Source organism: Streptomyces sp. NBC_00539, from assembly GCF_036346105.1.
Classification (GTDB): domain Bacteria; phylum Actinomycetota; class Actinomycetes; order Streptomycetales; family Streptomycetaceae; genus Streptomyces.
On sequence record NZ_CP107811.1, the window covers coordinates 288,507 to 313,022 of the forward strand.

The following is a 24,516-nucleotide window of genomic DNA, read 5'->3' on the forward strand; positions in this document are numbered from 1 at the left end:
CGCCACTCGCCATCCCGCCCCACCCACCACCCTGACGTGCGTCTCCCCGAACACCCACACGCCTCTCAGCACCCGCATCAGCCCCGAATCCCGGCGGTGAACCCTCCGTGAGGCGCCGGCGCCGAGCCGGCGCCCACCGGTATCGCCGGACTGCGTAGCCCGCCGTCCGTGGGGTAAGCGCGGCGTAATGCCGGCGAGTAGAGGAGGTCCCGCATGTCGGCGCGCCCGAGTTCGGCCCACGCAGTGCAGACCCCGCTCGGCTCCCTGCTCGGAGGCCGCTACCGGCTTCGAGCCCTCATCGGTTCCGGCGGGACGGCGGACGTGTTCCGCGGTGTCGACCAGGTCCTGGAACGAGAGGTGGCGGTCAAACTCTTCCGCCCCGGAGCCGACACCGTCACCGCCGACCACTTCTGTGACGAGGCGCAGACCCTGGCCCGGCTCTCCCACCGCGCCCTGGTCACCGTGTACGACATCGACCGCCACGGACAAGGGGCCTACATGGTGACGGAGTTGATACCCGGCATCACCCTGCGCACCCGTATAGATGCCGGTCCCCTGAGCCCCGTACACGTCATCCGGCTCGGTACCGAGATCGCGTCGGCCCTTGACCACGTCCATGCGCACGGCATCATCCACCACGACATCAAGCCGTCCAACGTCCTGCTCAGCGACGACGGCTCCCCCTTCCTGGCCGACTTCGGGCTCGCCCGTGCCGTCGACGACCACTCCCGCAGCGAACCGGAAACGCTCGTCGGAACGCTCGCCTACATGGCTCCCGAGCAGCTGCGCGGCCAGGGGGCGGGCATGGCGAGCGACGTCTACGCCTTGGGCTTGACACTGCTGGAAGCGCTCACCGGCGTCCGCGAGTACGTGGGCACGCCCGCCGAGATCGGTGTCGCCCCGCTGTTGCGTCCTCCTGAGGTGCCCGAGCGGATACCCGGCGGCCTGGGCAGGTTGCTGAGGGCGATGACGGATCCGGACCCGCAGGCACGCCCCGACGCCGCCCGCGTACACCTGACCCTGCAAAGCCTCGGGGCGGTGCGAAAGCCACCCCGGGGCATGCCGGTGCGTCCGGTTCCCACCGCCGTTCCGGCGGAGCCGGTATCGGACACGCACCGCGCACCCAGCCCGCTCGGCCACCTCCCGCATGTTTCCGGTCCGCAGAAGCGCCCGCGCCGCCCGTCCCGCCGTACCGCGGGAGTCGTCACGCTGGCCGCGAGCGTGGTCGGCGCGTCCGTGCTCCTGGTAGGGGCGACCGACTCCTCCCACGCGCCCTCCGGCAGCCGGCCGACGACGCCCCAGGCGGTCGCGCGTCCGTCGCTCACACCCACGACGCCCGCGGCGCCCGCTCCCTCCGCGCCCGGGGCCACGAGCTCGGACGCCACCACCCCGGGCACCGCGACCCAGGTTGCCGGGGCCCAGGCTGCCGGGGCCCGTAACCGGACATCCACTGCCGGTACTGCTGCCTCGACCTCCGTCGACCCCCGTGTCGACCCCCGTCAAACGGGCCACGGGCCGGCGCCCAAGGAGAAGGAGCAGCAGGCCGGAAACAAGGGAAGCAACGGGAAGAAGGAAAAGGAAAAGGGCAGGGAGAAGGAGAAGGCGCCGTCGGAATGAGACGGTGAAGGCCTGCTTGGGGCACTGAGCCGCCACCACCCCGCTTACGGAACGGGCGAGCCCTTCTCCAGCCCACACCTGGTCGCTGTCGAGTTCAGGAGGCTTCGACCGGCCCGGCCCGATCCCATCCGGGCGCCCGCACGTCGATCGTGAGACCTCCCGACCCGACCTCCTCACCGCAGGTACGGCACGTCGACGTCAGATCGAGGTCGTGCTCGGCGTCGTGCTCGGAGCCGGGCCCGCCCCGATGCCGGAACGCGACCGGCGGGGTGTCCACCGCCCAGCGATCACCCCAGGCCAGCAGCGCGCGCATCACCGGCGCGAGATCCCGGCCGGCCTCCGTGAGGTGGTACTCGAAGCGCAACGGGCGCTCGCTGTAGGCGCGGCGCTCGACCACGCCCGCCTCCTCCAGTGCGCGCAGCCTGGCGGCGAGACGGTCGCGGGGGGCGCCGGTGTTGCGGACGATCTGGTCGAAGCGCCGATTGCCGTAGAAGATCTCGCGGATCGCCAGGAGGGCCCAGCGTTCGCCGACGAGTTGCAGCGCGGCGGCCACGGAGCACGGCCGGCCGGGCACTTCGGGGTGCGGAACCGAGTTCTCGCCCTGCTTCACGTTCGAGGTCACCTCCCCATCATCCCCCGAGTCCGTTGCGTTCTCAAACTCACACCGCTAGCCTCCGGTCCATGACAGTTGGATTTTCAAACTCACGCGCGGCGTCCCGAGCCGTGCTCGCGACGGTCACGGCCGCGGTCTTCATGTCGAACCTCGACCTCTTCATCGTCAACGTGGCCCTCCCGGCGATCGGCCACTCGTTCGGCGGCAGCGGCCTCGGCTCCCTCTCCTGGGTCCTCAACGGCTACGCGATCGTCTTCGCGGCACTCCTCGTGGTCGCCGGCCGCGTCGCCGACCGCTCCGGCCACAAGCCGGTCTTCCTGACCGGATTGGCGGTGTTCACCCTCGCCTCGGCCGGCTGCGCCCTCGCTCCCCACGTCGGGACGCTGGTCGCGGCACGGCTCGTGCAGGCCGCGGGCGCTGCGCTGCTGATGCCGACGTCGCTCGCGCTGCTGCTCGATACGACGGCGCCCGAGAAGCGCGCCGGGGCGGTGCGGGCCTGGGCGTCGATCGGCGGGATCGCCGCCGGACTCGGGCCGGTGGTCGGAGGGCTGCTGGTCGAGGCCGGATGGCGCTGGGTGTTCCTCGTCAACGTGCCGGTGGGGGTCGCGGCGTTCGCGCTCGGCGTCAAGGTGCTGCCGTCGCCCGGACGCGCCGGGGCGGAGAAGAGTCCGCTGCCCGACCTGTTCGGCGCCGCCCTGCTCACCGGATCCATCGCAACGCTCGCGCTCGGCCTGGTCAAGGCGCCCGACTGGGGCTGGATGAGCGCCGGCACCCTCGGCGGCCTGGCTGCCGCGGTGCTGCTCGGCGTCTGGTTCGTCGTGCGCTCGGCCCGCCACCCCGCGCCCATCGTCGAGCTGCCGCTGCTCCGGGTTCCGTCGTTCGCCTCCGCGGCGGCCGCCCTGACGCTCTTCACCGTCGCCTTCGCCGGAATGCTGCTCGGCACGGTGCTGTGGTGCCAGGGCGTCTGGGGCTACTCGGCTCTGCGCACCGGCTTCGCCATCGCGCCGGGGCCATTGCTGGTGCCACCGGTCGCCTTGCTGATCGGGCCCGCCGTCGCCAGATTCGGTGCGGGCCGCATCGCGCTGGCGGGAACCGTCCTGTTCGCGACCGGCATTCTGTGGTGGGCCGCGACGCTCGACACCGGCTCCGCCTACGCGACCTCGCTCCTGCCCGGCATGGTACTGACCGGCCTCGGCGTCGGCATGACGCTCCCGGTCCTGACCGGGGCATCGGCGGCCGCCCTGCCGCCGGGCCGCTTCGCCACCGGCTCGGCCATCACCTCGATGGGCCGCCAGCTCGGCGCGGTCCTCGGCGTCGCGATCCTGGTCGGCATCCTCGGCACCCCGGCCCCCGGACACGCTGTCGCCGCGTTCCGGCACGGCTGGTACGCGGTCGCCGCGGCGTCCCTGCTCGCCGCGTGCGCGTCGGTACCGCTGGTCCGCACACCGCGACCGGCCGCCGCCAAGACGACCGACGTAGCGGAGTCCGCGAAGGTCGGCGCCGCCTGAGAAGCGGGTCCCGCCCGTCGACGGACGGGACGGGGTGTTTCCGGCCGCGGGTCCAGCCGCCGGCGCCCGTAGGCCACCAGGTTCGGCTCCATGGGTGGTTCAGGACGGTGGGCCGGTGTTCTTGGACAGTGGGATGCGGTCCGTCGGAGCCGTGCCAGCCAGCGGATGGCCGGTCAATTCTGCTGGCCGTACCGGTTGTTGGCCTGCTCTCCGTCCGAAGCAGGCCGACTACCGCCATGACTTGGACGGACGGATGTCGGGGGCGCGAAATCGATGACCGGCGGCAGCGCCAGCCCGTGACGGAGACCCATACGCCCCATGTCCCAGCGAAGCTCGCACCCCGGCACGGTGTCGACGCGGGCGATCCGGCACGCGCCGCTGCGGCAGATGGTGAGCGCGGGCCGGCGGCCGAAGTGCAGGTGGTCGACACGACCAGCACCATGGCGTCGGCGATGGTGAGGCCGCCCGCCCAGTGGGCGCACTCGTCCTGCGGGCGGCGGAAGCGCGCGCCCGTGACCACGCCCGGGTCAACGCGCTTCTGCCACCCGTCTCCAGGACCCGGGCGGCGAGGCGCACCAGCCGCCTGCCGCCCTGCCGGCCGCCCTTCCCGTGCCTTGGGGACGAGGCCATCCGACGCCCCGGCAAGCGTGCCGCCCGCCCGACCCGAAGGGGACCGCCTGTCAGTCTGCGGCCGCGCACGGCCCGCATTGCCCACGGGCGGACGGCCACACGACGTGTGCGGCCGACGAGCTGGTGCTCCTGGTCGGCATCGGCACCGGCTGCCAGGGTGGCGCCGACGGCCCTGCCCGGTCGTGTGCGAGGCCGCCCGCTTCCCCACCCACCTCCCGGCCGAGACCCGGACGGCACGCAAGCGACCTGCACAACACACCACCGTCGCGGCCGCCCGCGAGCTGGGCGCCGACCAGGACTTCGCGGCGAACACCCCTCTTCGGGGCACAACCCCAGATTTCCGATGTACACCGACCCGGAGCAACCCCAGGGGCAACGTGGGAAGCACCCGGCGAGGTGCCTCGTCTGCGTGATGAGGTCATCACCGCACTCGGAAGCCGACGGGCGATGCCGGCTGCACACGTGCGGCCCATTCGGATCGGTCGGCCGCTGCTCCGGCTCCGGCTCCGCGAGGTCAAGCGGGGCCGGACCGCACCCACCCCTGACGCCTCCCTCCCCCGGCCGATCGCGTCAAGCGCGTGAACCGTGACGCCGGACGCCCGCGGGAGGTCCCGCTGGCTTTCGAGCCGCGGCTGTCGGACGGTTGGGCAGGATCTCACGCCGCGTGGCGGTGCGCGGCCTCAGATGCCCGGGGCGGGAGGGGTGTTGCCGTAATAGGCGTCCGGACCGTGCTTACGGGTGAAGTGCCTCTCCAGCAGATGCCTCGGCGGTGCGGAGGCGTCCCCCAGGTGGGACCCCAGCGCCAGCGTGTGCAGCGCCATCTCCGCCACGGCCTCGCAGACGATGGCGTTCTCCAGCGCAGCCTTCGCGGTGGCGCCCCAGGTGAAGGGGCCGTGCCGTGAGACGAGCGCTCCGGGGACCTCTTCGGCCCGCCGGGGGTCGCCGTCGAGCCGGGCGACGATCACTTGTCCGGTGTTGTACTCGTAGTCCTGCGCGCACTGCTCGGCAGTGAGATCCGCCGTCACGGGTACGGGCCCGTTGAAGGTGTCGGCATGTGTCGTGCCGAGCACGGGGATCGGGCGGCGCGCCTGGGCGAAGGCGACGGCGTGCGTCGAGTGCGTGTGGGTGACGCCGCCGATGGAGGGGAAGGCCCGGTAGAGGCACCGATGGGTCTCGGTGTCGGTGGACGGCTTGAGGTGCCCGTCGACGACCCGCCCGTCCTCCAGCGCCACCGCCACCAGGTCGTCCTCGGTGAGGTCGGCGTAGGAGACCCCGGACGGCTTGATGACGAAGACGCCGGCGTCTCGATCCACTCCGCTGGCGTTTCCCCAGGTGAGGGTGGCCAGACCGGCCTCCGGGATGCGCAGGTTGGCTGCGAGGACCTCGCGACGGAGGTCCTTGAGATGGTTCTCGCTCACTAAGCTCTCACCGTCTGTCTGACATGCGCGGCGGTTTCCCCGGAACCGGCTGCCGGCGGGCCCCGCAGTCGCGCATGAGTGGGCTGGACTGATCGGGGGCCGCACCAGGCATGGCGGCTGCGCTACCGCAGCCATCCCACCTTCCCCAGCTACCCTGATCGAATTGTGAGCGCTAACAAGCAGCAATCTCAAGAGTTACGAGCAGATTCCTGCCCACGCCACGGGGCCAACGCTGCATAATGTGAACGCGAACATCGCTGCCTGGCCGCCGATCTCCCGGTCGGCCCGAGATGTGTGCGGGCCGCGGCTGGTTCGGTACCGTGAGGGAAGGCCGCTCGATGAGGAAAGGAAGAGAGTTGACCCAGCTCCCAGACGTCTCGCGAGCGCCCACCATGACGGACGTCGCGCGCGTCGCCGGCGTGTCCCACCAGACCGTTTCACGCGTGCTCAGCGACCACCCGAACGTCAGCGCCAAGACCCGGGCCGCCGTGACGCAGGTCATCGAGCAGCTGGGGTACCGCCGCAACTCGGCAGCACGGGCCCTGGCCACTCGCCGGACCCACACGCTGGGCGTCATCGCGGTGAACACCACTTTGCACGGGCCCGCCAGCACCGTGGCGGGAGTTCAGGAGGCGGCTCGCGACCGCGGCTATCTGACGTCCGCCGTCACACTGCGGACCGCCACGCAGACGGCCCTCGCCGAAGCCATGCAGCACCTCGCCGGGTGGGGCGTCGAGGGGATCGTCGCCGTCACTCCCCAACGCGCCGCGGTGAGGGCCCTGGCTGCATTGGAGGCCCCGTGCCCGGTGGTCACCGTGGAAGGCGGTCACACCCTCGACCTGCCAGGGGTGTCGCTGGACCAGAGCCTCGGGGCTCGCATGATCACCGAACATCTTCTCGCGTCGGGCCACGCCACCGTCTGGCACGTCGCAGGCCCCGCCGACTGGCTCGAAAGCGAGGCCCGCACGCAGGGGTGGGAGGACGCGCTACGAGATGCCGGCGCCGAGGTGCCGCCCGTGCTGCGCGGCGACTGGAGTCCGCTGTCGGGATACCAGGCCGGCCAGCAGCTCGCGGGCCGGGTCCGGGCGTCACGGGGACAGGGAGCGGGCCTCACCGCGGTGTTCGTCGCCAACGACCAGATGGCCCTCGGTGTCCTACGGGCCTTGCGGGAAGCGGGCCTGCGCACGCCGGAGGACGTGGCGGTCGCCGGCTTCGACGACATCCCCGAGGCGGAGTTCTTCCCACCCCCGCTGACGACCATCCGTCAGGACTTCGCCTCGCTCGGCCGCGACAGCATCGGCCTGCTCCTGGACCACATCGAAGGCCGGACCGACGAGTCGACACACCTGGTGGTGGCGCCCGAGCTCATCGTGCGCGCCAGTACGGCCCGCAGGATCGGTCCCCCCAGCTCATGACCCCCATCGCCCAGGGATTGCCCCTTCCCCGGGGGTAGGTGGCCCGGGCACCGACGTGTTGTCGGTGCGGACAGGGCCGACGCCGCCCCTCTCAGGCGATGACGGTTGTGAAACTGTGGATCGTGCTGGACCGGTACGGCTCGCCCGGGCGCAGGAGGACCGTCGGGTAGTCGGGGCGGTTCGGCGAGTTGGGGAAGTGCTGGGTTTCCAGCGCGACCCCCGCGTAGGCCTGGTAGGGCTTGCCCCCCTTGCCCGTGATGTCACCGGTCAGGCCTTGGGCGGTGTGGACCTGGAGGCCCGGTTCCGTGGTGCGCACGTCCATGCGGCGGCCGGATGCGGGGGCGTACAACACGGCGGCCTTCCGAGGACGGAGTCGCCGGGCGCCGCCGAGGACCCAGTTGTGGTCGAAGCCGCCACCGGCGAGGGCCAGTTGCTCATCGGCATGGGTCAGGACGTCGGAGAGCCGCCGGGGCCGGCGAAGGTCGAACGGGGTGCCCCTGACCGAGCGGTGCGGGCCGTCGGGGATCAGCTCGGCGTCGACGGGGGTGTACAGGGGGGCCTCGACCTGGAGGTGATGGGCCAGGACGTCGCCGCACCCCTCCCCTTCGAGGTTCCAGTAGGCGTGGTTGGTGAGGTTGACGATCGTCGGCGCGTCGGCGACCGCCTGGTACGACAGGGTCAGGTTGTCGCCCCGGTCCAGCGTGTAGGTGACGCGGACGTCGAGGGCGCCGGGGAATCCCTGGTCTCCGTCGGGGCTGTGCAGGAACAGGCGGAGACCGGTGCGGTGCGCGGAGTGGAAGGGTTCGCACCGCCACACGCGCTGGTCGAAGCCGTCGGGACCCCCGTGCAGCGTGTGCCCGGTCTCCTGGGTGGCGAGCCGGTGCGTGACGCCGTCGACGACGAGCCGGCCGCGCGCGATCCGGTTGGCGCAACGGCCCACCGTCGCACCGAAGTAGCGTGCGGAGCCCGCGCGGGCACCGGGGTCGCGGGCGGCGAGCACCACGTCGGCGATGTGGCCCCAGCGGTCCGGCAGGGTCAGGGAATGGAGGCGGGCGCCGCGTGTGTGGACCTCCGCGCAGGCCCGTCCGGGGAAGCCGAACCGCCACCTCTCCCCCGGTCCTTCATCGTCCAGGCGCAGGGGGTGGACCGTCGGCGGACAGCCGACGGTCGGCCTGGGCTCGGCGCCCTCGGCGTCCTGGCGGACGGATTCGTATGCGTGGTCCATGGCGGCTCTTTCCTGGAAGTCGGTCCACAGGGGGGCGCGCCGGGAAACGAGCCGTGGTCGCGGCGCGAACGCGGTGGCACGGGCTGATGGAGTCAGTCGGTGGCGGTGCCGCGGCCGCTCATCAGACGCTGCAGCACGATGAACACGAGCAGCAGGGCGCCGATGACGATCCGGGCCCACCAGGAGCTGAGCGTGCCCTGGAAGTTGACGACCGTCTGGATCAGGCCGAGGACGAGCACGCCGAGGGCGGTGCCCAGGACGAAGCCGGAACCTCCGGTCAGCAGCGTGCCGCCGATCACGGTGGCGGCGATCGCGTCGAGCTCCATGCCCATGGCGTGGAGGGCGTAGCCGGAAAGCATGTAGAAGGTCAGCAGCAGGCCGCCGAGTGCGGAACACAAGCCGCTGACGGCGTACACGGCGATCTTGGTGGAGCCCACCGGAAGGCCCATCAGGCGGGCGGAGGACTCGTTGCCGCCCAGCGCGTACACGTTGCGGCCGAAGCGCGTGTGGTGCAGTACGACGAAGGCGATCACCAGCACGGCCAGGGCGATGAGCACCGGGATCGAGACGAACAGTCCCCCCGGACCGTACAGCCGGGTCTGCGCGATTTTCGCCGTGGCGGGGTCGTTGACCGTGATGGATTCGGTGCTGATCGTGTAGCAGAGCCCGCGGGCGAGGAACATGCCCGCCAGGGTGACGATGAACGGCTGGATCTCGAAGGTGTGGATGATCCAGCCCATGAGCGTCCCGCTCGCGGCGCCGACCAGCAGGACGAGGGGGATGACGGCGGCCAGGGGCCAGCCGTGCGACTCGACCAGCCAGGCGGTGAGCATGGTCGACAGGGCCACCACGGAGCCGACGGACAGATCGATGCCGCCGGTGAGGATGACGAAGGTCGCCCCGACCGCGACGACCAGCAGGAATCCGTTGTCGATCAGCAGGTTCAGCACGACTTGCGCGGAGAGGAAGCCCTCGTAGCGCACCGACCCGACACCGAAAAGGACGACCAGCAGGACGGCCGTGACGATCAGCGGGATACGGGTACGCGTGCGCGGCGGCACGGTCGCGAAGGGACGGGTGAGTCGCGCCGCGGCGCTCGCGATGCCGGTACTCATGCGCCTGCCTCCTGCTGCCGCGGGGCGGCGCCCGCTGTGGTGTGGGATCGGGGAGTGGTCCTCCTGCGGCGGCGCAGGACCTTGGCCCGGAAGGCCGGGGACTGCACGAGGCAGACGACGATGACGACGAAGGCCTTGAAGACGAGGGTGGTCTCGGGTGGGACGCCGAGGGTGTAGACGGTGGTGGACAGGGTCTGGATGGTCAGGGCGCCCAGGACGGTGCCGCCGAGGGAGAAGCGTCCTCCGGTCAGGGCGGTGCCTCCGATGACGACGGCGAGGATCGCGTCGAGTTCGATCCACAGGCCGGCGTTGTTCCCGTCGGCGCTGGAGACGTTGGAGCTGATCATCAGCCCGGCGACGGCCGCGCACAGCGCGCTGGAGACGTAGACCAGGGCGAGCAGACCGCCGGCCCGGATGCCGACCAGGCGGCTGGCGGCGGGGTTGCCGCCGACCGACTCGATCAGCATGCCGAGTGCGCTGCGACGGGTGACGAAGGCGGTGAGCGCGACGAGGGCGGCTGCCAGGAGGACGGCGAACGGGAAGGTCAGCCAGTAGCCTCCTCCGATCATCTTGTAGGGGGCACTGGTCACCGTGATGATCTGACCGCCGGTGATCAGCTGGGCGACGCCGCGGCCCGCGACCATGAGGATCAAGGTGGCCACGATGGGCTGCACCCCCAGCCCGGACACCAGGAAGCCGTTGGCCAGGCCCAGCACGAGGGCGAAGCCGAGCGCGAGGGCGACGGCCGTGAGCGTGGTGGCGACACTTCCCGGATCTGCGGCGGTGGAGAGGTGCCCACAGGCGAGGGCGCCGGCGATGGCGACGGTGGAACCCACCGAGAGGTCGATCCCGCGGGTGGCGATGACCAGGGTCATGCCGAGCGCCACCAGGATGAGGGGCGCACCGAACTGGAGGACGTCGATGAGGCTGCCGTAGAGGTGGCCCTCGCGCATGCGGACGGAGAAGAAGTCGTGGTGGAACGCGAGGTTGCCGAGGAGCAGGGCGAGCAGGACGAGCGCGGGCCACAGCAGGCGGTGGCCGGCCAGTCGTCTTCCGATTCCGCCGGCCGCCTCGGACGTGGCGGGCTGGGTGGTCATGAGTCCGTTCCGGTGGCGATGGTCGTGAGGAGGCGTTCGGGCGTGACGGTGTCGTCGTTCGCGAGGGTGGCCACCATGCGGTGGTCGCGGAGCACGGCGATGCGGTGGCTCAGGCGCAGGACCTCTTCGAGTTCCGCCGAGATGAACAGCACGGAGGTGCCTTCGCCCGCCAGGCGGGCCACGAGTTTCTGGATCTCCGCCTTGGCCCCGATGTCGATGCCCCGGGTGGGTTCGTCGAGGATCAGGAGCCGGGGGGCGGTCAGCAGCCAGCGCGCGAGCAGCACCTTTTGCTGGTTGCCTCCGCTGAGGTGGCGTACCTGCGCTTCGGGATCGGCGGGGCGGATGTCCAGGGCTTCGATCCATTGCCGAGCCAGTTCGTCCTGTTGCGCACGGGCCACCGGCCTGGTCCAGCCGCGAGCGGCCTGCAACGCGAGGATGATGTTCTCGCGGACCGTGAGCTCGCCCACGAGTCCCTCCGACTTGCGGTTCTCGGAGCAGAACGCGATGCCCCGGGCGATGGCGTGCCGGGGGGTGCGCAGGACCACCTTCTCGCCCTCGATCCTCACCTCTCCGGCGTCCGCGCTGTCGGCGCCGAACAGCAGGCGCGCCACCTCGGTGCGGCCCGAACCCAGGAGGCCGGCGAGTCCGACGACCTCGCCGGCGTGGACGTCGAGGTCGTACGGTTCGATCGAGCCCGCGCGGGTCAGTCGTCGCGCACGGAGGAACGGCTCTCCGGTGGTCGCCCGTTCGGCCGCTTCCTCGTGGGCACGGCCCGACAACTGGTCGAGGGTGGCCAGTTCTCCGCCGATCATGCGCTGGACCAGCGTCACCGCAGTGAGTTCGCCGATCGGGTACTCGCCCTCCAGCCTGCCGTTGCGCAGGATGGTGACGCGGTCGCAGAGGTCGAATACCTGGTCGAGGAAGTGCGTGACGAACAGGATGGCCACACCGCGGTCCCGCAGGCGCCGCACCAGGGTGAAGAGCTGGGCGACCTCTTCGCGGTCCAGGCTGGAGGTGGGTTCGTCCAGCACGAGCACCTTCGCCGAGACGTCCACGGCCCTCACGATGGCGACCAGTTGCTGGACCGCCAGGGAATGCGAACCGAGCAGACTGGTGACGTCCAGGTCGAGGTCCAGTTCCGTCAGCAGCTCGGCCGCCCGCTGCCGCATCGCGGACCAGTGGAGGAGACCGAACCGGCGCGGTGCGCGCCCGATGAGGATGTTCTCGGCGACCGAGATGTTCGGGCAGAGGTTGACCTCCTGGTAGACGGTGCTGATGCCGGCCTGCTGCGCCTGGAGGGGGTCCGCGAACGCGTGGGCCCGGCCGTCGACGACGATGGTGCCGCCGTCGGCGGGGTGGACACCGGTGAGCACCTTGATCAAGGTGGACTTCCCGGCGCCGTTCTCGCCCATCAGGGCGTGCACCTCACCGGGGAACAGCCGCAGGGCGACTCCGTCGAGGGCGAGCACGCCCGGGAACTGCTTGCGGATGCCGTGCGCTTCAACGACCGGCCGCGGGCCGCCGCCGCCCGTGGACGGCGGGGTGGTCGGAAATGCCATCCGCCCTCCTCTCATGTGTGGGGTGGTGGAGTGGGCTCCGGATGGCGAAGTGGACACCGGGGCCGGGCCCCGCGCGACACCGGAACCTGCTGTTTCAGTAGTTCCGGGACGGCAGCGCGGCCGCGGCCTTGTCCTGCGGGAAGACCCCCTCCTGGGTCTCGACCCGGGTCGGCACGCTCTCCCCTGCGACGACCTTCTTGGCCAGCTCCATCAACTGGTCGCCGAGCAGCGGGTTGCACTCCACCACGACGTTGATCTTGCCCTCGGTCATGGCGACGAAGGCGTCCTTGATCCCGTCCACCGAGATCACCTTGATGTCCGTACCGGGCTTCTTGCCGGACTCCTCGATGGCCTGGATGGCGCCGAGGGCCATGTCGTCGTTGTGGGCGTAGAGGACGTCGATGTCCTTCTGCGACTTCAGGAACGCTTGCATGACTTCCTTGCCCTTGGCGCGGGTGAAGTCGCCCGACTGCGAGGCAACGATCTTGAACTTGCCGTCGGCGCGGATGACGTCGGCGAAGCCGGCCCTGCGGTCGTTGGCGGGTGCGGAGCCCGTGGTGCCCTGGAGCTCGACGATGTTGACCGTGCCCTGTTCGTTCGCGTACGCGCTGGTCAGCCACTCGCCCGCGGACTTGCCTTCCTTGACGAAGTCCGAGCCCAGGAAGGCCTTGTAGAGGGAGGTGTCCTTGGTGTCCACGGCGCGGTCGGTGAGGATGACCGGGATACCCGCGTCCTTGGCCTCCTTCAGCACCGTGTCCCAACCGGACTCCACGACCGGCGAGAAGGCGATCACATCGACCTTCTGCTGGATGAAGGTACGGATCGCCTTGATCTGGTTCTCCTGCTTCTGCTGCGCGTCGGAGAACTTGAGGTCGATCCCGGCCTTCTTCGCCGCCTCCTGGACGGACTTGGTGTTGGCGGTTCGCCAGCCGCTCTCGGCGCCGACCTGGGCGAAGCCCATGGTGATGGCGCCGCCGGAGTGCGCCTTGGCTCCGGAGGCCGGCCCGGAAGCGGGGCCCGAGGTCGAGCAGGCGGTCAACGCCGAGGAGGCCAGAAGGATGGCGGTGAGGACGAGAGCTGCTCTGCGAGGCATGACGGGTGTCCTTTCGGGGTGTGCGGAAGGGGCTCTGCACGACCGGGGCCGGGCTGTGCGCGGAGGCAGGGGCGGGGCGGGGTGGGGCCGGGGTCGGAGCCGGAATCGACAGGAGGGGATGCCCTTGAGAAGGCGGCGCCGTCGCATTGTGAGCGCTAACAAGCGTGGTTCTCAACCCCCTTGCGTGCGTTACCTGTCCGTTACCAACGCATGAGGCGCGAAGGAAACCCCCGTCCCTTCGCGCGATCCTCGACGCCGCCAACCGGATCAGGAGGCCTCAACCCGCCCCGCCTCACCAGCAGATCGAGTCGAGCCCCTGACATTGGGAGGCTGCTGCACCGCAGCAGCCCCTCGCATGATCCGCGCAACCCTCTTGCCTAGCGACATTGTTAGCGCTCACACTGCATGACATCGGACCTCCGCCGACCGCCAGGATGGTCGGGACGGCATCTCCGGCTGCCGGGCCGCACCGCTCGCCGCCCCAGGCTCCTTCGAAAGGCACTCTGTTGACGTCACCGCACCCCCTCACGCCCACCCCGCCTTCCGAGGCATCGGAGCAGTACACGGTCGGCGTCGACTTCGGCACGCTGTCGGGCCGCGCCGTGGTGGTGCGGGTTCGCGACGGCCAGGAGCTGGCCACGGCGGTCCACGCCTACCGGCACGGCGTCATCGACCGCCACCTGCCGCACGACGGTGCGCAACTGCCTCCGGACTGGGCCCTGCAACACCCCCAGGACTGGCGGGACGTACTGCGTCACGCCGTCCCGGAGGCCGTGACGGCGGCCGGGATCGATCCCACCGCAGTGATCGGTATCGCCACCGACTTCACCGCCTGCACCGTCCTGCCCACGCTGGCCGACGGGACCCCCCTCTGCGAGACCGAGCTCGCCGCCCGGCCGCACGCGTGGCCCAAGCTGTGGAAACACCACGCGGCCCAGTCGCATGCCGACCGCATCAACGCACTCGCCCACGCCCGGGGGGAGAAATGGATCGCCCGCTACGGCGGCCGGATCTCCGCCGAATGGCAGTTCGCGAAGGCCCTCCAGGTCCTGGAGGAGGATCCCCTCGTCTACGAAACCTGCGCGCGGTGGATCGAGGCCGCCGACTGGATCGTGTGGCAACTCGCCGGAGCCGAGTCCCGCAACGCCTGCACCGCCGGGTACAAGGGCATCCACCAGGACGGCGCGTACCCCAGCGAGGAGTACCTGGCCGCGCTGAACCCCCGGTTCGCCGACTTCGCACGTACCCGCCTCGCGTTCCCCCTCTCCGCGCTGGGCTCACGCGTGGGCTCGCTGAGTGCGGAGGCGGCGGCGTGGACGGGGCTGCGCCCCGGCATCGCCGTGGCCGCGGGCAACGTCGACGCCCATGTCACCGCAGCGGCGGCCCGGGCCGTCGAGGACGGCTCGCTGCTCGCCATCATGGGCACCTCCACCTGCCACGTCGTGAACGCCCCCGTCCTCGCCGACGTACCCGGCATCTGCGGTGTCGTGGCCGGTGGGATCGTCGAGGGGACCTACGGCTACGAGGCCGGGCAGAGCGCGGTCGGCGACATCTTCGCCTGGGTACTGGACCAAGGCGTCCCGTCGGACTACCTCGCCGAGGCCGCCGACCGCGGCGAGGACCTGCACGCCCTGCTGACCAGGAAAGCCGCCCGACAGCCGGTCGGCGGACACGGACTGATCGCTCTCGACTGGCTGAACGGCAACCGTTCGGTCCTCGTCGACCACCACCTCTCCGGAGTCATCGTGGGTCTCACCCTCGCGACCCGCCCCGAGGACGTCTACCGCGCGCTGCTCGAAGCCACCGCGTTCGGCACCCGCGTCATCGTGGAGGCCCTGGAAGCAGGCGGCGTGCCGGTGCACGAGTTCATCGTCGCCGGCGGACTGGCCAAGAACGCACTGCTGATGCAGATCTACTCCGACGTGCTGCGCCGCCCCGTCTCCCTCGCCGCCTCAGACCAGGCCCCCGCCCTCGGGTCTGCCATCCATGCCGCCGTGGCGGCCGGCGCGCACGCCGACGTGCGAGCGGCCACCGCCGTCATGGGCCGCCGCCTGCCCGCCGTCTACACGCCCGACGCCTCCCGGGCCGACGCCTACGACGCCCTTTTCGCCGAATACCGCCTCCTGCACGACCACTTCGGCACCGGCGGCCTGCTGCACCGCCTGAGGAAGATCCGCGACACCACCCACACCGCGGACTGATCCCGCCCCACCGTTCGTCACCACTCCCCCACCCGCCCGCCGCCCTCACCACTGGTGCGGGACGTCACCCCCAGGAGTCCATGTGCCCAGCCGAACATCCCCCGCCCAGGACATCTGGTTCCTCACGGGCAGCCAAGGCTTGTACGGGGAGGAGACGCTGAAGCAGGTCGCCGAACAGTCGCGGCGGATCGCCACCGCCCTGGCGGACGTCTCCGGCATTCCCGTACGTGTCCTGTGGAAGCCGGTACTGACCGGCGCCGACCCCGTCCGCCGGGTGTGCCTCGACGCGAACGCCGACGACCGGTGCATCGGGCTCATCGCCTGGATGCACACGTTCTCGCCGGCCAAGATGTGGATCGCCGGACTGGACGCGCTGCGCAAGCCGTTGCTGCACCTCCACACCCAGTCGAACGTGGCCCTGCCCTGGGACACCATCGACATGGACTTCATGAACCTCAACCAAGCCGCCCACGGCGACCGCGAATTCGGGCACATCCAGACCCGTCTCGGCGTACCCCGCAAGACGGTGGCCGGCCACGTCACCGATCCGGTGACGACCACACGCATCGCGATCTGGGCGCGGGCGGCAGCCGCACGGTCCGAACTGGCCACCCTCAAGGTCGCCCGCTTCGGCGACAACATGCGCGACGTGGCCGTCACCGAAGGCGACAAGGTCGAGGCCCAGCTGCGCCTCGGCGTGTCCGTCAACACCTACGGCGTCAACGACCTGGTGGAGGTCGTCGACAGCGCGGACGAGACCGAGGTGGCTTCCCTCGTCGAGGAATACGCCGACCTGTACGACCTGGCGCCGGAGCTGCGACCGGGCGGCGAACGGTACGACTCCCTGCGTTACGCGGCCCGCATCGAAGCAGGCCTGCGCACCTTCCTCGAAACGGGCGGCTTCGGGGCCTTCACCACCAACTTCGAGGACCTGGGCGGACTGCGCCAGCTGCCCGGCCTCGCGGTCCAACGACTCATGGCCCAGGGGTACGGCTTCGGAGGAGAGGGCGACTGGAAGACCGCCGTCCTGCTGCGCGCCCTCAAGGTGGCTGCCGCCGGCCTCCCCGGCGGCACCTCCTTCATGGAGGACTACACCTACGACCTGACACCCGGCAACGAGCTCATCCTCGGCGCACACATGCTGGAAGTCTGCCCCACCATCACGGCCGCCAGACCCGGCTGTGAGATCCATCCCCTCGGCATCGGCGGGCGGGAGGACCCGGTGCGCCTGGTGTTCGACGCCGCCCCCGGCCCGGCCGTGGTGGTCGGGCTCGCCGACCTCGGCGACCGCTTCCGCCTGGTCGCCAACGACATCGACGTGGTGGCACCCCCCCACCCGCTGCCCGCGCTGCCCGTTGCCCGCGCGCTCTGGCGGCCCCACCCCGACCTGCGGACCTCCACCGAATCCTGGCTGACGGCCGGAGGACCGCACCACACCGTCCTGAGTACCGCTCTCACCTCCGACCACCTCGACGACCTCGCGGAGATGCTCCGCCTGGAACTCGCCCTCATCGACAAGACCACCACCACGAGGCAGTTCCGGCGCGATCTGCGCTGGAACCAGGCGTATTACCGGCTGGCACTGGGACTGTGAACCGCTCGAAGCCCGGGGCGACGCCACGTCATCGATACCGACGCGGCCCGGGCGTCCGGGAGAGCTGCGACGGGTGGACGCGTAGGAGCCGGGCAGGCCCTCGCGGGCTGCCGGCCTCGTCGTACGCGGGGCTGTCGGGCCGGCCAGGGCGATGTCCGCCCGGGACCGGATCCGGTGGTGGCGTGAAGGGCGGGCCACATGTGAGCGGCCACAATTTTTCCGCACGGCAGCCCGGGGCGGGGCGAAGCAGGCGGACCCAGGATGTCGCCGAAGCCTACGAGCTTCGGAGAGGCGGTAGTTCGCCTGCGCCGTTGTTGGCCCGACAGTGATCCGAACAGACCCTTGACGGCACTCTTGTGAGCGTTAACACTCAGGTATCGCCAGGCCGGAGCCGCTGCACACCCGGACTTCGCGCAGCGCGAGGAATTGACTCCCGGCCTGCCCCGCTCGACCGCTTCCGGTTCTCCCAGCCGGGTCGCACCGTGCCGGTCGCGGAACATCACTGGAGGAACTGTGCGGAAGCTTTCAGCGGGCCTTGTCACCCTGGGCCTGACGCTGTCGCTGGCGGCCTGCGGCCAGAGCGCCAACGGAGCAGGCGACGGCGGGGGCGGCGGGGACGCAAAAGGCGGCCTCGTCGGCATCGCGATGCCGACCAAGTCGTCGGAGCGCTGGATCAACGACGGCAACAACATGGTCAAGGAGTTCCAGGCCAAGGGTTACAAGACCGACCTCCAGTACGGCGACAACGTCGTGGAGAACCAGGTCTCCCAGGTGGAGAACATGATCACCAAGGGGGCCAAGCTGCTGGTGATCGCCGCCATCGACGGTTCCTCGCTCACCAACGTGCTGCAGAAGGCCGCCGACGCCCACGTCCGCGTCATCTCCTACGACAGGCTGATCCGCGGCACCGGGAACGTCGACTACTACGCGACCTTCGACAATTACAAGGTCGGCGTCCTCCAGGGCAGTTACATCGTCGACAAGCTCGGCGTCAAGAACGGCAAGGGCCCCTTCAACATCGAGCTGTTCGCCGGCTCGCCGGACGACAACAACGCCGCGTTCTTCTACAACGGCGCGATGAGCGTCCTCAAGCCGTACATCGACGACAAGAAGCTGGTCGTGCAGAGCGGCCAGACCTCTCTCAACCAGATCGCCACGCTGCGCTGGGACGGCGGTCTCGCCCAGTCCCGGATGGACAACCTGCTGAGCAAGTCGTACACCGGCGCCCGCGTCGACGCCGTGCTCTCGCCGTACGACGGCATCTCGATCGGCATCATCTCCTCGCTCAAGGGCGTCGGCTACGGCGTCGGCCGGCCACTGCCCGTCGTCACGGGCCAGGACGGCGAACTGGCCTCGGTGAAGTCGATCATCGCGGGCGAGCAGACCCAGACCGTCTACAAGGACACCCGCCAATTGGCCAAGGCCGCCGTCCAGATGGGCGACGCTCTGCTGACCGGCGGCAAGCCCGAGGTCAACGACACCAGCCAGTACGACAACGGCGTCAAGACCGTACCCGCGCAGCTGCTCCAGCCGGTCAGCGTCGACAAGGAGAACTACCAGAAGGTCCTGGTGGACGGCGGCCAGTACACCGCGGACCAGCTCAAGTAGCACACGGAACCGGACCGGCGGGTCCGGCGACGACGAAAACGGCGGTGCGACGCCCGGGAGACCGCCCGGCACCGCACCGCCCCGACGATACGGATGCACAACCATGGCCCGACACGTTCTCGAGATGCGGTCGATCAGCAAGACCTTTCCCGGCGTCAAGGCCCTCTCCGAGGTCACCCTGACCGTCGCCCCAGGTGAGGTGCACGCCGTCTGCGGCGAGAACGGCGCGGGCAAGTCCACCCTGATGAAGGTGCTCAGCGGGGTCCACCCCCACGGCGACTACCAGGGCGAGATCTACTTCGAGGGCGAGCCCTGCCGGTTCCGGGACATCCGGGCCAGCGAGCAGCGGGGCATCGTGATCATCCATCAGGAACTCGCGCTGGTGCCCTACCTGTCCATCGCCGAGAACATCTTCCTCGGCAACGAGCACGCCACCCGGGGCGTCATCAGCTGGCACCGGACGCTGACCCACGCCGCGGCGCTGATCCGGCGGGTCGGACTCGACGAGAGCCCGCACACCAGGGTCGCCGATCTCGGCGTGGGCAAGCAGCAGTTGGTCGAGATCGCCAAGGCGCTCGCCAAGGAGGTCAAGCTGCTCATCCTGGACGAGCCGACGGCCGCCCTGAACGACGAGGACAGCCGCAAGCTGCTCGACCTGATCATCGAACTCAAGGCCCAGGGCATCTCCTGCATCCTCATCTCACACAAGCTGAACGAGATCGCCCGGGTCGCCGACGCCGTCACCATCCTGCGCGACGGGCGGACCATCGAGACCCTCGCGATCGGTCCCGAGGGCATCTCCGAGGAGCGGATCATCCGCGGCATGGTCGGCCGCGACCTGGAACACCGCTACCCCGAGCGCACCCCGGAGATCGGCGAGGTCGCCTTCGAGATCGAGGACTGGAGCGTCCAACACCCGATCGACCACCGTCGCAAGGTGGTCGACGGCGTCTCGCTCAACGTCCGTCGCGGCGAGATCGTCGGCATCGCCGGCCTCATGGGTGCCGGCCGCACCGAACTGGCCATGAGCGTCTTCGGCCGCTCGTACGGACGGTGGACCGGCGGCCGGGTGCGGCTGGACGGACGGGAGATCCGAACCCGGACGGTCCCGGAGGCGATCGGGCACGGCATCGCCTACGTCACCGAGGACCGCAAGCAGCTCGGCCTCAACCTGGGCGACGACATCAGCCGGAACATCTCGCTGAGCGCCCTCGGCAAGGTCGCCCGGCGGGGCTGGGTCGACCGGCACGAGGAGGCGCGGATCGCCGAATCGTTCCGGCAGACCATGAACATCAAGGCCCCCTCGGTGTTCGCGCAGACCGGCAAGCTCAGCGGCGGCAACCAGCAGAAGGTCGTCCTCAGCAAGTGGGTCTTCGCCGAGCCGGAGGTGCTGATCCTCGACGAACCCACCCGGGGCATCGACGTCGGCGCCAAGGCGGAGATCTACGCCGTCATCGCCGCACTCGCCGCCCAGGGCAAGACCGTACTCGTCATCTCCTCCGAACTCCCCGAACTCCTGGGCCTGTGCGACCGGATCTACACCATGGCCGAAGGCCGGATCACCGGTGAGGTCGACCGCGCGGAAGCCACCCAGGAATCCCTCATGCGGCTCATGACCATGAGCGCGGCATACCCCGACAAGCAGGTGTGAGGCATGGCCCAGACCAAGACCACCCCCGACACCACGCCCCGCACACCGCAGACCGGTCGACGCGCGTCGGCCGGTGCCGTACTGGCCCGAGCGCTGCGCGGCAACCTGCGCCAGTACGGGATGCTGCTCGCGCTGGCACTGATCGTGCTGCTGTTCCAGTTCTGGACGGACGGCATCCTGCTCCAGCCGCTCAACGTCACCAATCTGATCCAGCAGAACGGCTACATCCTCATCCTGGCCATCGGCATGATGATCGTCATCATCGCCGGGCACATCGACCTGTCGGTCGGGTCGCTCGCCGCCTTCGTCGGGGCGGCCGCGGCGGTGATGATGGTCGAACACCACGCGCCGTGGCCCGTGGCGCTGGTGGCCGCACTGCTGATCGGGGCTCTCGCCGGAGCCTGGCAGGGGTTCTGGATCGCCTACCTCGGGATCCCCTCGTTCATCGTCACGCTGGCTGGCATGCTGCTCTTCCGCGGGGGCACCCAGATCCTCCTGCAGGGCCAATCGGTGGCGCCGTTCCCCAAGGGCTTCCAGAGCATCAGCAGCGGCTTCCTCCCCGAGGTAGGCCCCCACACCAACTACCACAACCTCACCCTGCTACTGGGCCTCTCGGTGCTGGCCGTCACGGTCCTGCAGGAGGTGCGCGGGCGGCGGCGGACCGCCTCGTACGGCATGGAACCGCTCCCGGCCGGGCTGTTCCTGGTGAAGCTCGGCGCGATCACCGCGGCCGTGGTGGCCTTCACCCTGCTGCTGGCCAGCTACCACGGGGTGCCGATCGTCCTGCTGATCCTCGGCGTCCTGCTGGTCGGCTTCGGATACCTGATGCGCAACTCGATCCTCGGCCGGCACACCTACGCCATCGGCGGCAACGAGGCGGCGGCGCGGCTGTCCGGGGTGAAGAGCAAGCGGGTCGTCTTCCTGGCCTTCGTGAACATGGGCGTCCTCGCGGCCCTGGCCGGCATGGTCTTCGCCGCGCGACTCAACGCCGGTACGCCCCAGGCCGGCGTCAACTTCGAGTTGGAGGCGATCGCCGCCGCCTTCATCGGCGGCGCCTCCGCGAGCGGCGGTGTGGGAACCGTCCTCGGTGCGCTCACCGGCGGTCTGGTGCTGGGCGTGCTGAACAACGGCATGTCGCTGGTCGGCGTGGGTACCGACTACCAGCAGGTGATCAAGGGCCTGGTACTGCTGGCGGCCGTCGGCTTCGACGTCTACAACAAGCGCAAGGCCGGATCCTGACCTCGCCCCTGCCCCCACCCTGCCCCCCTCCTCGGCCCGGCGCCGCCGCCGCTCGCCCGAGGAGGGGGCGCCCTTTTGTCGGGGCCCCGACTCCCGCTGCTCCGGCCGGACTTCGACGATCTGCGCGAAGACGAACTCCGAACTCGGCGGCCGAGCGCCCAGTTGCAGCAAGCACTGGCGGCCTGGCCGAAGGCCCGGCACGGGCTGCCCGCCCCGCTGCGGGTCGCCCGCATCGCCCCGCGAGGGCGCGGAACACACAGGTCGCTCATCCGGCGGTCACGGCCGCCGTGGCGTACGGGACAACGCCGCCCGGTCGCCCCGAGGACCCGCCCGCTCCCCATATCGCCGGCAACCTTTTCGCGTCCTGCGGCGACCAGGCAGTGCACCTTGACCCGGATCTTCGAACGGACGGACATGCAGACTGCACGGCAGGCCGCGCGGCAGCGCAGGCGTAGACACAGGCTGATGCTGGCGACGGCAGTGATACTGACCGCCGCCGGCGTCCTCTCCTGCCTGGTACCGGCCATGCTCCCCGGCGCCAAAGCCGGGGCCGGCGCCCCGGCCGACGTGGCCGCCCCCGCCGCCACCCTGACGGGAGCCACGCCCCCGGCCCCGACGAGTCCGTCGCCGGCGGACAGCTCCCCCGCCGCGCCAACCCCGGGTGCGGCCGGTGCGACGGCCACCGCGCAGACGCCACGGCCTTCGGCGAAGGAAACCCCACCGTTGGCGGCCACCCCGGCTCCGGCCGCAGGGCGCATCCAGCCCTGGACCACCTACAAGGGCTTGGCCACCGCCTACGCCGCCGGCGACGGCAACGGCGCCTGCCTGTTCGGCCCGAGCGACGACCTCATGATCGCGGCGATGAACACCACCGACTACGAGTCGTCCAGGGCCTGCGGCGCGTACGTGCGCGTACGCGCCGGGAACGGCGCTTCGATCACGGTCCGGATCACCAACGAATGCCCGCTGCCCTGCGCCCCCGGACAACTGGACCTCAGCCAACAGGCCTTCGCGAAACTGGCCGACCCCGAGCTCGGCCGCATCCCGATCACCTGGAGCCTGCTGAGCCCCCACACATCCGGCGCGATCTCCCTCCGTTACAAGACCGGGTCCAGCCCCTACTGGTGCGGCATCCAGGTGATCGACCACCGCAATCCGGTCGCGCGGCTGGAGGTACGCACCGCCGCGGGCTGGCGGAGACTGCCCCGTACCGACTACAACTACTTCCTCTCCGCCGACGGCGGCGGGTGCGGCGGCGCGGTGAGGATCACCGACGTCTACGGAGAGCAGCTGACGGTCGAGGGCACCGCGCTGCTCCCGGACGTCGCACAACCGACCCGGGTCCAGTTCGCCCCGCACTGAATCCACACGGCGGCCGGGGGGCCGCTCCGGTCCGGCGGATCGGAGCGTCCTGGGCCGCGCCGGGCGCTGATACGCTGCCACCCGATTGTTAGCGCAAACATTGGCGGAAGGGACGACGCCCGGACATGGTCCTCGATGACGCGTCCGCGGAGTTCCACGACTTCTTCGAACGCCACTACGCCGAACTCGCCCGTCTCGCCCATCTCCTGACGGGCGAGACGGACGGCGCCGACGATCTGGCCGCGGACGCCTTGATCGCACTGTGGCAGCGCTGGGACCGGCTGCGCCAGGCCGAGTACCCGCTCGCCTACGCCCGTGGCGTGGTCGCCAACCTGGCGCGGTCACGGATCCGCAGCGCGGTGCGCGAGCGCCGCCGGACCGCCCTGTTCTGGTCCCGCGGTGCGGAGCCGTCGCGCGGTCCGGACGTGGCCGCCGTGGTGGACGTGCGGACCGCTCTGGCCCGGTTGCCGTTCCGGAAGCGGACGTGCGTGGTCCTGCGTTACGCCTTCGACCTGTCGGAGAAGGACACCGCGCTGGCGCTCGGCATCTCGGTCGGTACGGTGAAGAGCCAGACCTCGAAGGGGATGGCCGAACTGGAACGGATGCTGGACGCCACGGGATCGGCCGGGGAACTGCCGGCGGGGAGGTGGAGTCGTTGAACGAGGAGCTCACCGAGCGGCTGCGCGCAGCCGCCGGGGCCCACCAGCCCGACCACGCCCGGATGCTGGCCCGCCTGGAACGCGGCATGTCCGGCGCCACCGCGAGCCACCGCGAGCCGTCCGGCGCGAGGCCCTGGCCCAGGGTCGCGCTCGCCTCCCTCGCGGTCGGCGCTCTGGCGGTCGGTGGCTTCGCCGGCGCCGCCCTCGTCCAGTCACCGCCGGCCCGGCCGCACGTCTCGACCACCCCCGCCGCGCCGTCCTCCGCGTCCGCGCCGACTGCGGCGTCCGCCTCGTCCGCACCGTCCGCACCGTCCGCATCCGGGACTCCCCGCCCGACGCCGTCGGTGGCCGCCACCGGCGACCCGGCCACACCGGACCGTTCGTCCTCGACGGGCCCCGGCCCGACTGCGTCAGGCGGCGCCGGTTCGGCCCGGCCCGGCGGCGCGCACGTTCAGGACGGCCCCCTGTCGTCGGCCGGCTCCGTGGACCCGGGGAGCAACACCTTCTGGGCGCAGAGCGACATCACCGTCAAGACCACCCAGCCGCTCACCGCACTCACCGTGGAACTGCGCATCGCGCAGAGCGGCGGAGTGCGGAGCACCGGCAGCTGGCGGACGCTGCCCGCGGACGACTTCACCCTCACCATTCGTGACGAGGGCGCGGCCGTGGTCTACCGCTGGACCCTCAAGCCGGGCCGTACGGTCCCGACCGGGCAGCACGTCTTCGCCGGCCAGTACGACCATGCCGCCGGCGAGCGCGAGGCCGGGCACGACGGCTACCGCATCGACGCCAACGGTCCCCGCGGCGCCCTCTCGGTTGGGGGCGGCTTCACCCCGGCACGATGAGGCCGTGCCCGTAGCCGGGTCGAAGCCGCCCGTGCACCTGTGCGCCGCCTGCCCCACCCTCGCCGAA

The 24,516-nt window shown here is 70.8% G+C and carries 18 protein-coding genes; 11 read left to right on the top strand and 7 right to left on the bottom strand.

The annotated features are described in order from the left end of the window. The first annotated feature begins 213 nt into the window (after positions 1-213). Positions 214-1,617: a serine/threonine-protein kinase gene (locus tag OG861_RS01485; protein WP_330261038.1), complete on the top strand. Its 1,404-nt coding sequence runs from the start codon at positions 214-216 to the stop codon at positions 1,615-1,617. 94 nt (positions 1,618-1,711) lie between these two features. Here OG861_RS01485 and OG861_RS01490 read toward each other — a convergent pair whose 3' ends face one another. Beyond that, positions 1,712-2,239 (bottom strand): winged helix-turn-helix transcriptional regulator, encoded by a 528-nt coding sequence (locus OG861_RS01490; RefSeq protein ID WP_329201341.1) that lies wholly within the window; start codon positions 2,237-2,239, stop codon positions 1,712-1,714. A gap of 59 nt (positions 2,240-2,298) precedes the next feature. Between OG861_RS01490 and OG861_RS01495 the strand changes: the two genes are divergently transcribed. After that, positions 2,299-3,738, top strand: coding sequence for an MFS transporter (locus OG861_RS01495; RefSeq protein ID WP_329201340.1), 1,440 nt, complete (start codon positions 2,299-2,301; stop codon positions 3,736-3,738). 1,310 nt (positions 3,739-5,048) lie between these two features. Here the strand turns inward: OG861_RS01495 and araD are convergent. Continuing rightward, a complete protein-coding gene (gene araD, locus OG861_RS01500) occupies positions 5,049-5,786 on the bottom strand; it encodes an L-ribulose-5-phosphate 4-epimerase AraD (RefSeq protein WP_330261039.1) in 738 nt (245 codons plus the stop codon). A gap of 338 nt (positions 5,787-6,124) precedes the next feature. Here araD and OG861_RS01505 point away from each other — a divergent pair, with 338 nt between their 5' ends. Further along, positions 6,125-7,201 carry a LacI family DNA-binding transcriptional regulator gene (locus tag OG861_RS01505; RefSeq protein ID WP_443056723.1) on the top strand — a complete coding sequence of 359 codons (1,077 nt, stop codon included), beginning with the start codon at positions 6,125-6,127 and terminating at the stop codon, positions 7,199-7,201. 91 nt (positions 7,202-7,292) lie between these two features. On the opposite strand, the gene OG861_RS01510 is transcribed toward OG861_RS01505, so the two are convergent. The 5 genes from OG861_RS01510 to OG861_RS01530 all read right to left on the bottom strand — a co-directional run bounded on the left by OG861_RS01510 (position 7,293) and on the right by OG861_RS01530 (position 13,290). Then, entirely contained in the window at positions 7,293-8,426 is a 1,134-nt protein-coding gene (locus OG861_RS01510) for an aldose epimerase family protein (protein ID WP_330261040.1), read from the bottom strand. A 92-nt stretch (positions 8,427-8,518) separates the two neighbouring features. Further along, a complete protein-coding gene (gene yjfF, locus OG861_RS01515; RefSeq protein WP_330261041.1) occupies positions 8,519-9,541 on the bottom strand; it encodes a galactofuranose ABC transporter, permease protein YjfF in 1,023 nt (340 codons plus the stop codon). Next, complete coding sequence (locus OG861_RS01520) at positions 9,538-10,638, bottom strand: ABC transporter permease (protein WP_330261042.1); 1,101 nt, start codon at positions 10,636-10,638, stop codon at positions 9,538-9,540. Before OG861_RS01520 ends, yjfF begins: the two co-directional genes overlap by 4 nt. After that, positions 10,635-12,197, bottom strand: a complete 1,563-nt coding sequence (locus OG861_RS01525) for a sugar ABC transporter ATP-binding protein (RefSeq protein WP_329201331.1) — start codon at positions 12,195-12,197, stop codon at positions 10,635-10,637. The genes OG861_RS01520 and OG861_RS01525 overlap by 4 nt, the downstream gene beginning before the upstream one ends. A gap of 94 nt (positions 12,198-12,291) precedes the next feature. Then, positions 12,292-13,290, bottom strand: coding sequence for an ABC transporter substrate-binding protein (locus tag OG861_RS01530; RefSeq protein WP_329201329.1), 999 nt, complete (start codon positions 13,288-13,290; stop codon positions 12,292-12,294). Positions 13,291-13,796: 506 nt separating this feature from the next. On the opposite strand from OG861_RS01530, the gene araB reads away from it, so the two are divergent. The 8 genes from araB to OG861_RS01570 all read left to right on the top strand — a co-directional run bounded on the left by araB (position 13,797) and on the right by OG861_RS01570 (position 24,449). Then, entirely contained in the window at positions 13,797-15,491 is a 1,695-nt protein-coding gene (gene araB, locus OG861_RS01535; RefSeq protein WP_329201327.1) for a ribulokinase, read from the top strand. 82 nt (positions 15,492-15,573) lie between these two features. Continuing rightward, positions 15,574-17,085: an L-arabinose isomerase gene (gene araA, locus OG861_RS01540; protein ID WP_329201325.1), complete on the top strand. Its 1,512-nt coding sequence runs from the start codon at positions 15,574-15,576 to the stop codon at positions 17,083-17,085. Between the two features lie 513 nt (positions 17,086-17,598). Beyond that, a complete protein-coding gene (gene chvE / locus OG861_RS01545) occupies positions 17,599-18,693 on the top strand; it encodes a multiple monosaccharide ABC transporter substrate-binding protein (RefSeq protein WP_329201321.1) in 1,095 nt (364 codons plus the stop codon). Positions 18,694-18,796: 103 nt separating this feature from the next. Beyond that, a complete protein-coding gene (mmsA, locus tag OG861_RS01550) occupies positions 18,797-20,344 on the top strand; it encodes a multiple monosaccharide ABC transporter ATP-binding protein (RefSeq protein ID WP_329201320.1) in 1,548 nt (515 codons plus the stop codon). Positions 20,345-20,347: 3 nt separating this feature from the next. Beyond that, positions 20,348-21,583 carry a multiple monosaccharide ABC transporter permease gene (mmsB, locus tag OG861_RS01555; protein WP_329201318.1) on the top strand — a complete coding sequence of 412 codons (1,236 nt, stop codon included), beginning with the start codon at positions 20,348-20,350 and terminating at the stop codon, positions 21,581-21,583. Positions 21,584-22,048: 465 nt separating this feature from the next. Beyond that, positions 22,049-22,945, top strand: coding sequence for an expansin EXLX1 family cellulose-binding protein (locus OG861_RS01560; RefSeq protein ID WP_329201316.1), 897 nt, complete (start codon positions 22,049-22,051; stop codon positions 22,943-22,945). Positions 22,946-23,070: 125 nt separating this feature from the next. Beyond that, the gene (locus OG861_RS01565) at positions 23,071-23,604 is read left to right on the top strand and encodes a SigE family RNA polymerase sigma factor (RefSeq protein WP_329201315.1); all 534 of its coding nucleotides are present in this window, start codon (positions 23,071-23,073) and stop codon (positions 23,602-23,604) included. Further along, positions 23,592-24,449: a hypothetical protein gene (locus tag OG861_RS01570; RefSeq protein ID WP_329375108.1), complete on the top strand. Its 858-nt coding sequence runs from the start codon at positions 23,592-23,594 to the stop codon at positions 24,447-24,449. The genes OG861_RS01565 and OG861_RS01570 overlap by 13 nt, the downstream gene beginning before the upstream one ends. Positions 24,450-24,516: the final 67 nt, after the last annotated feature.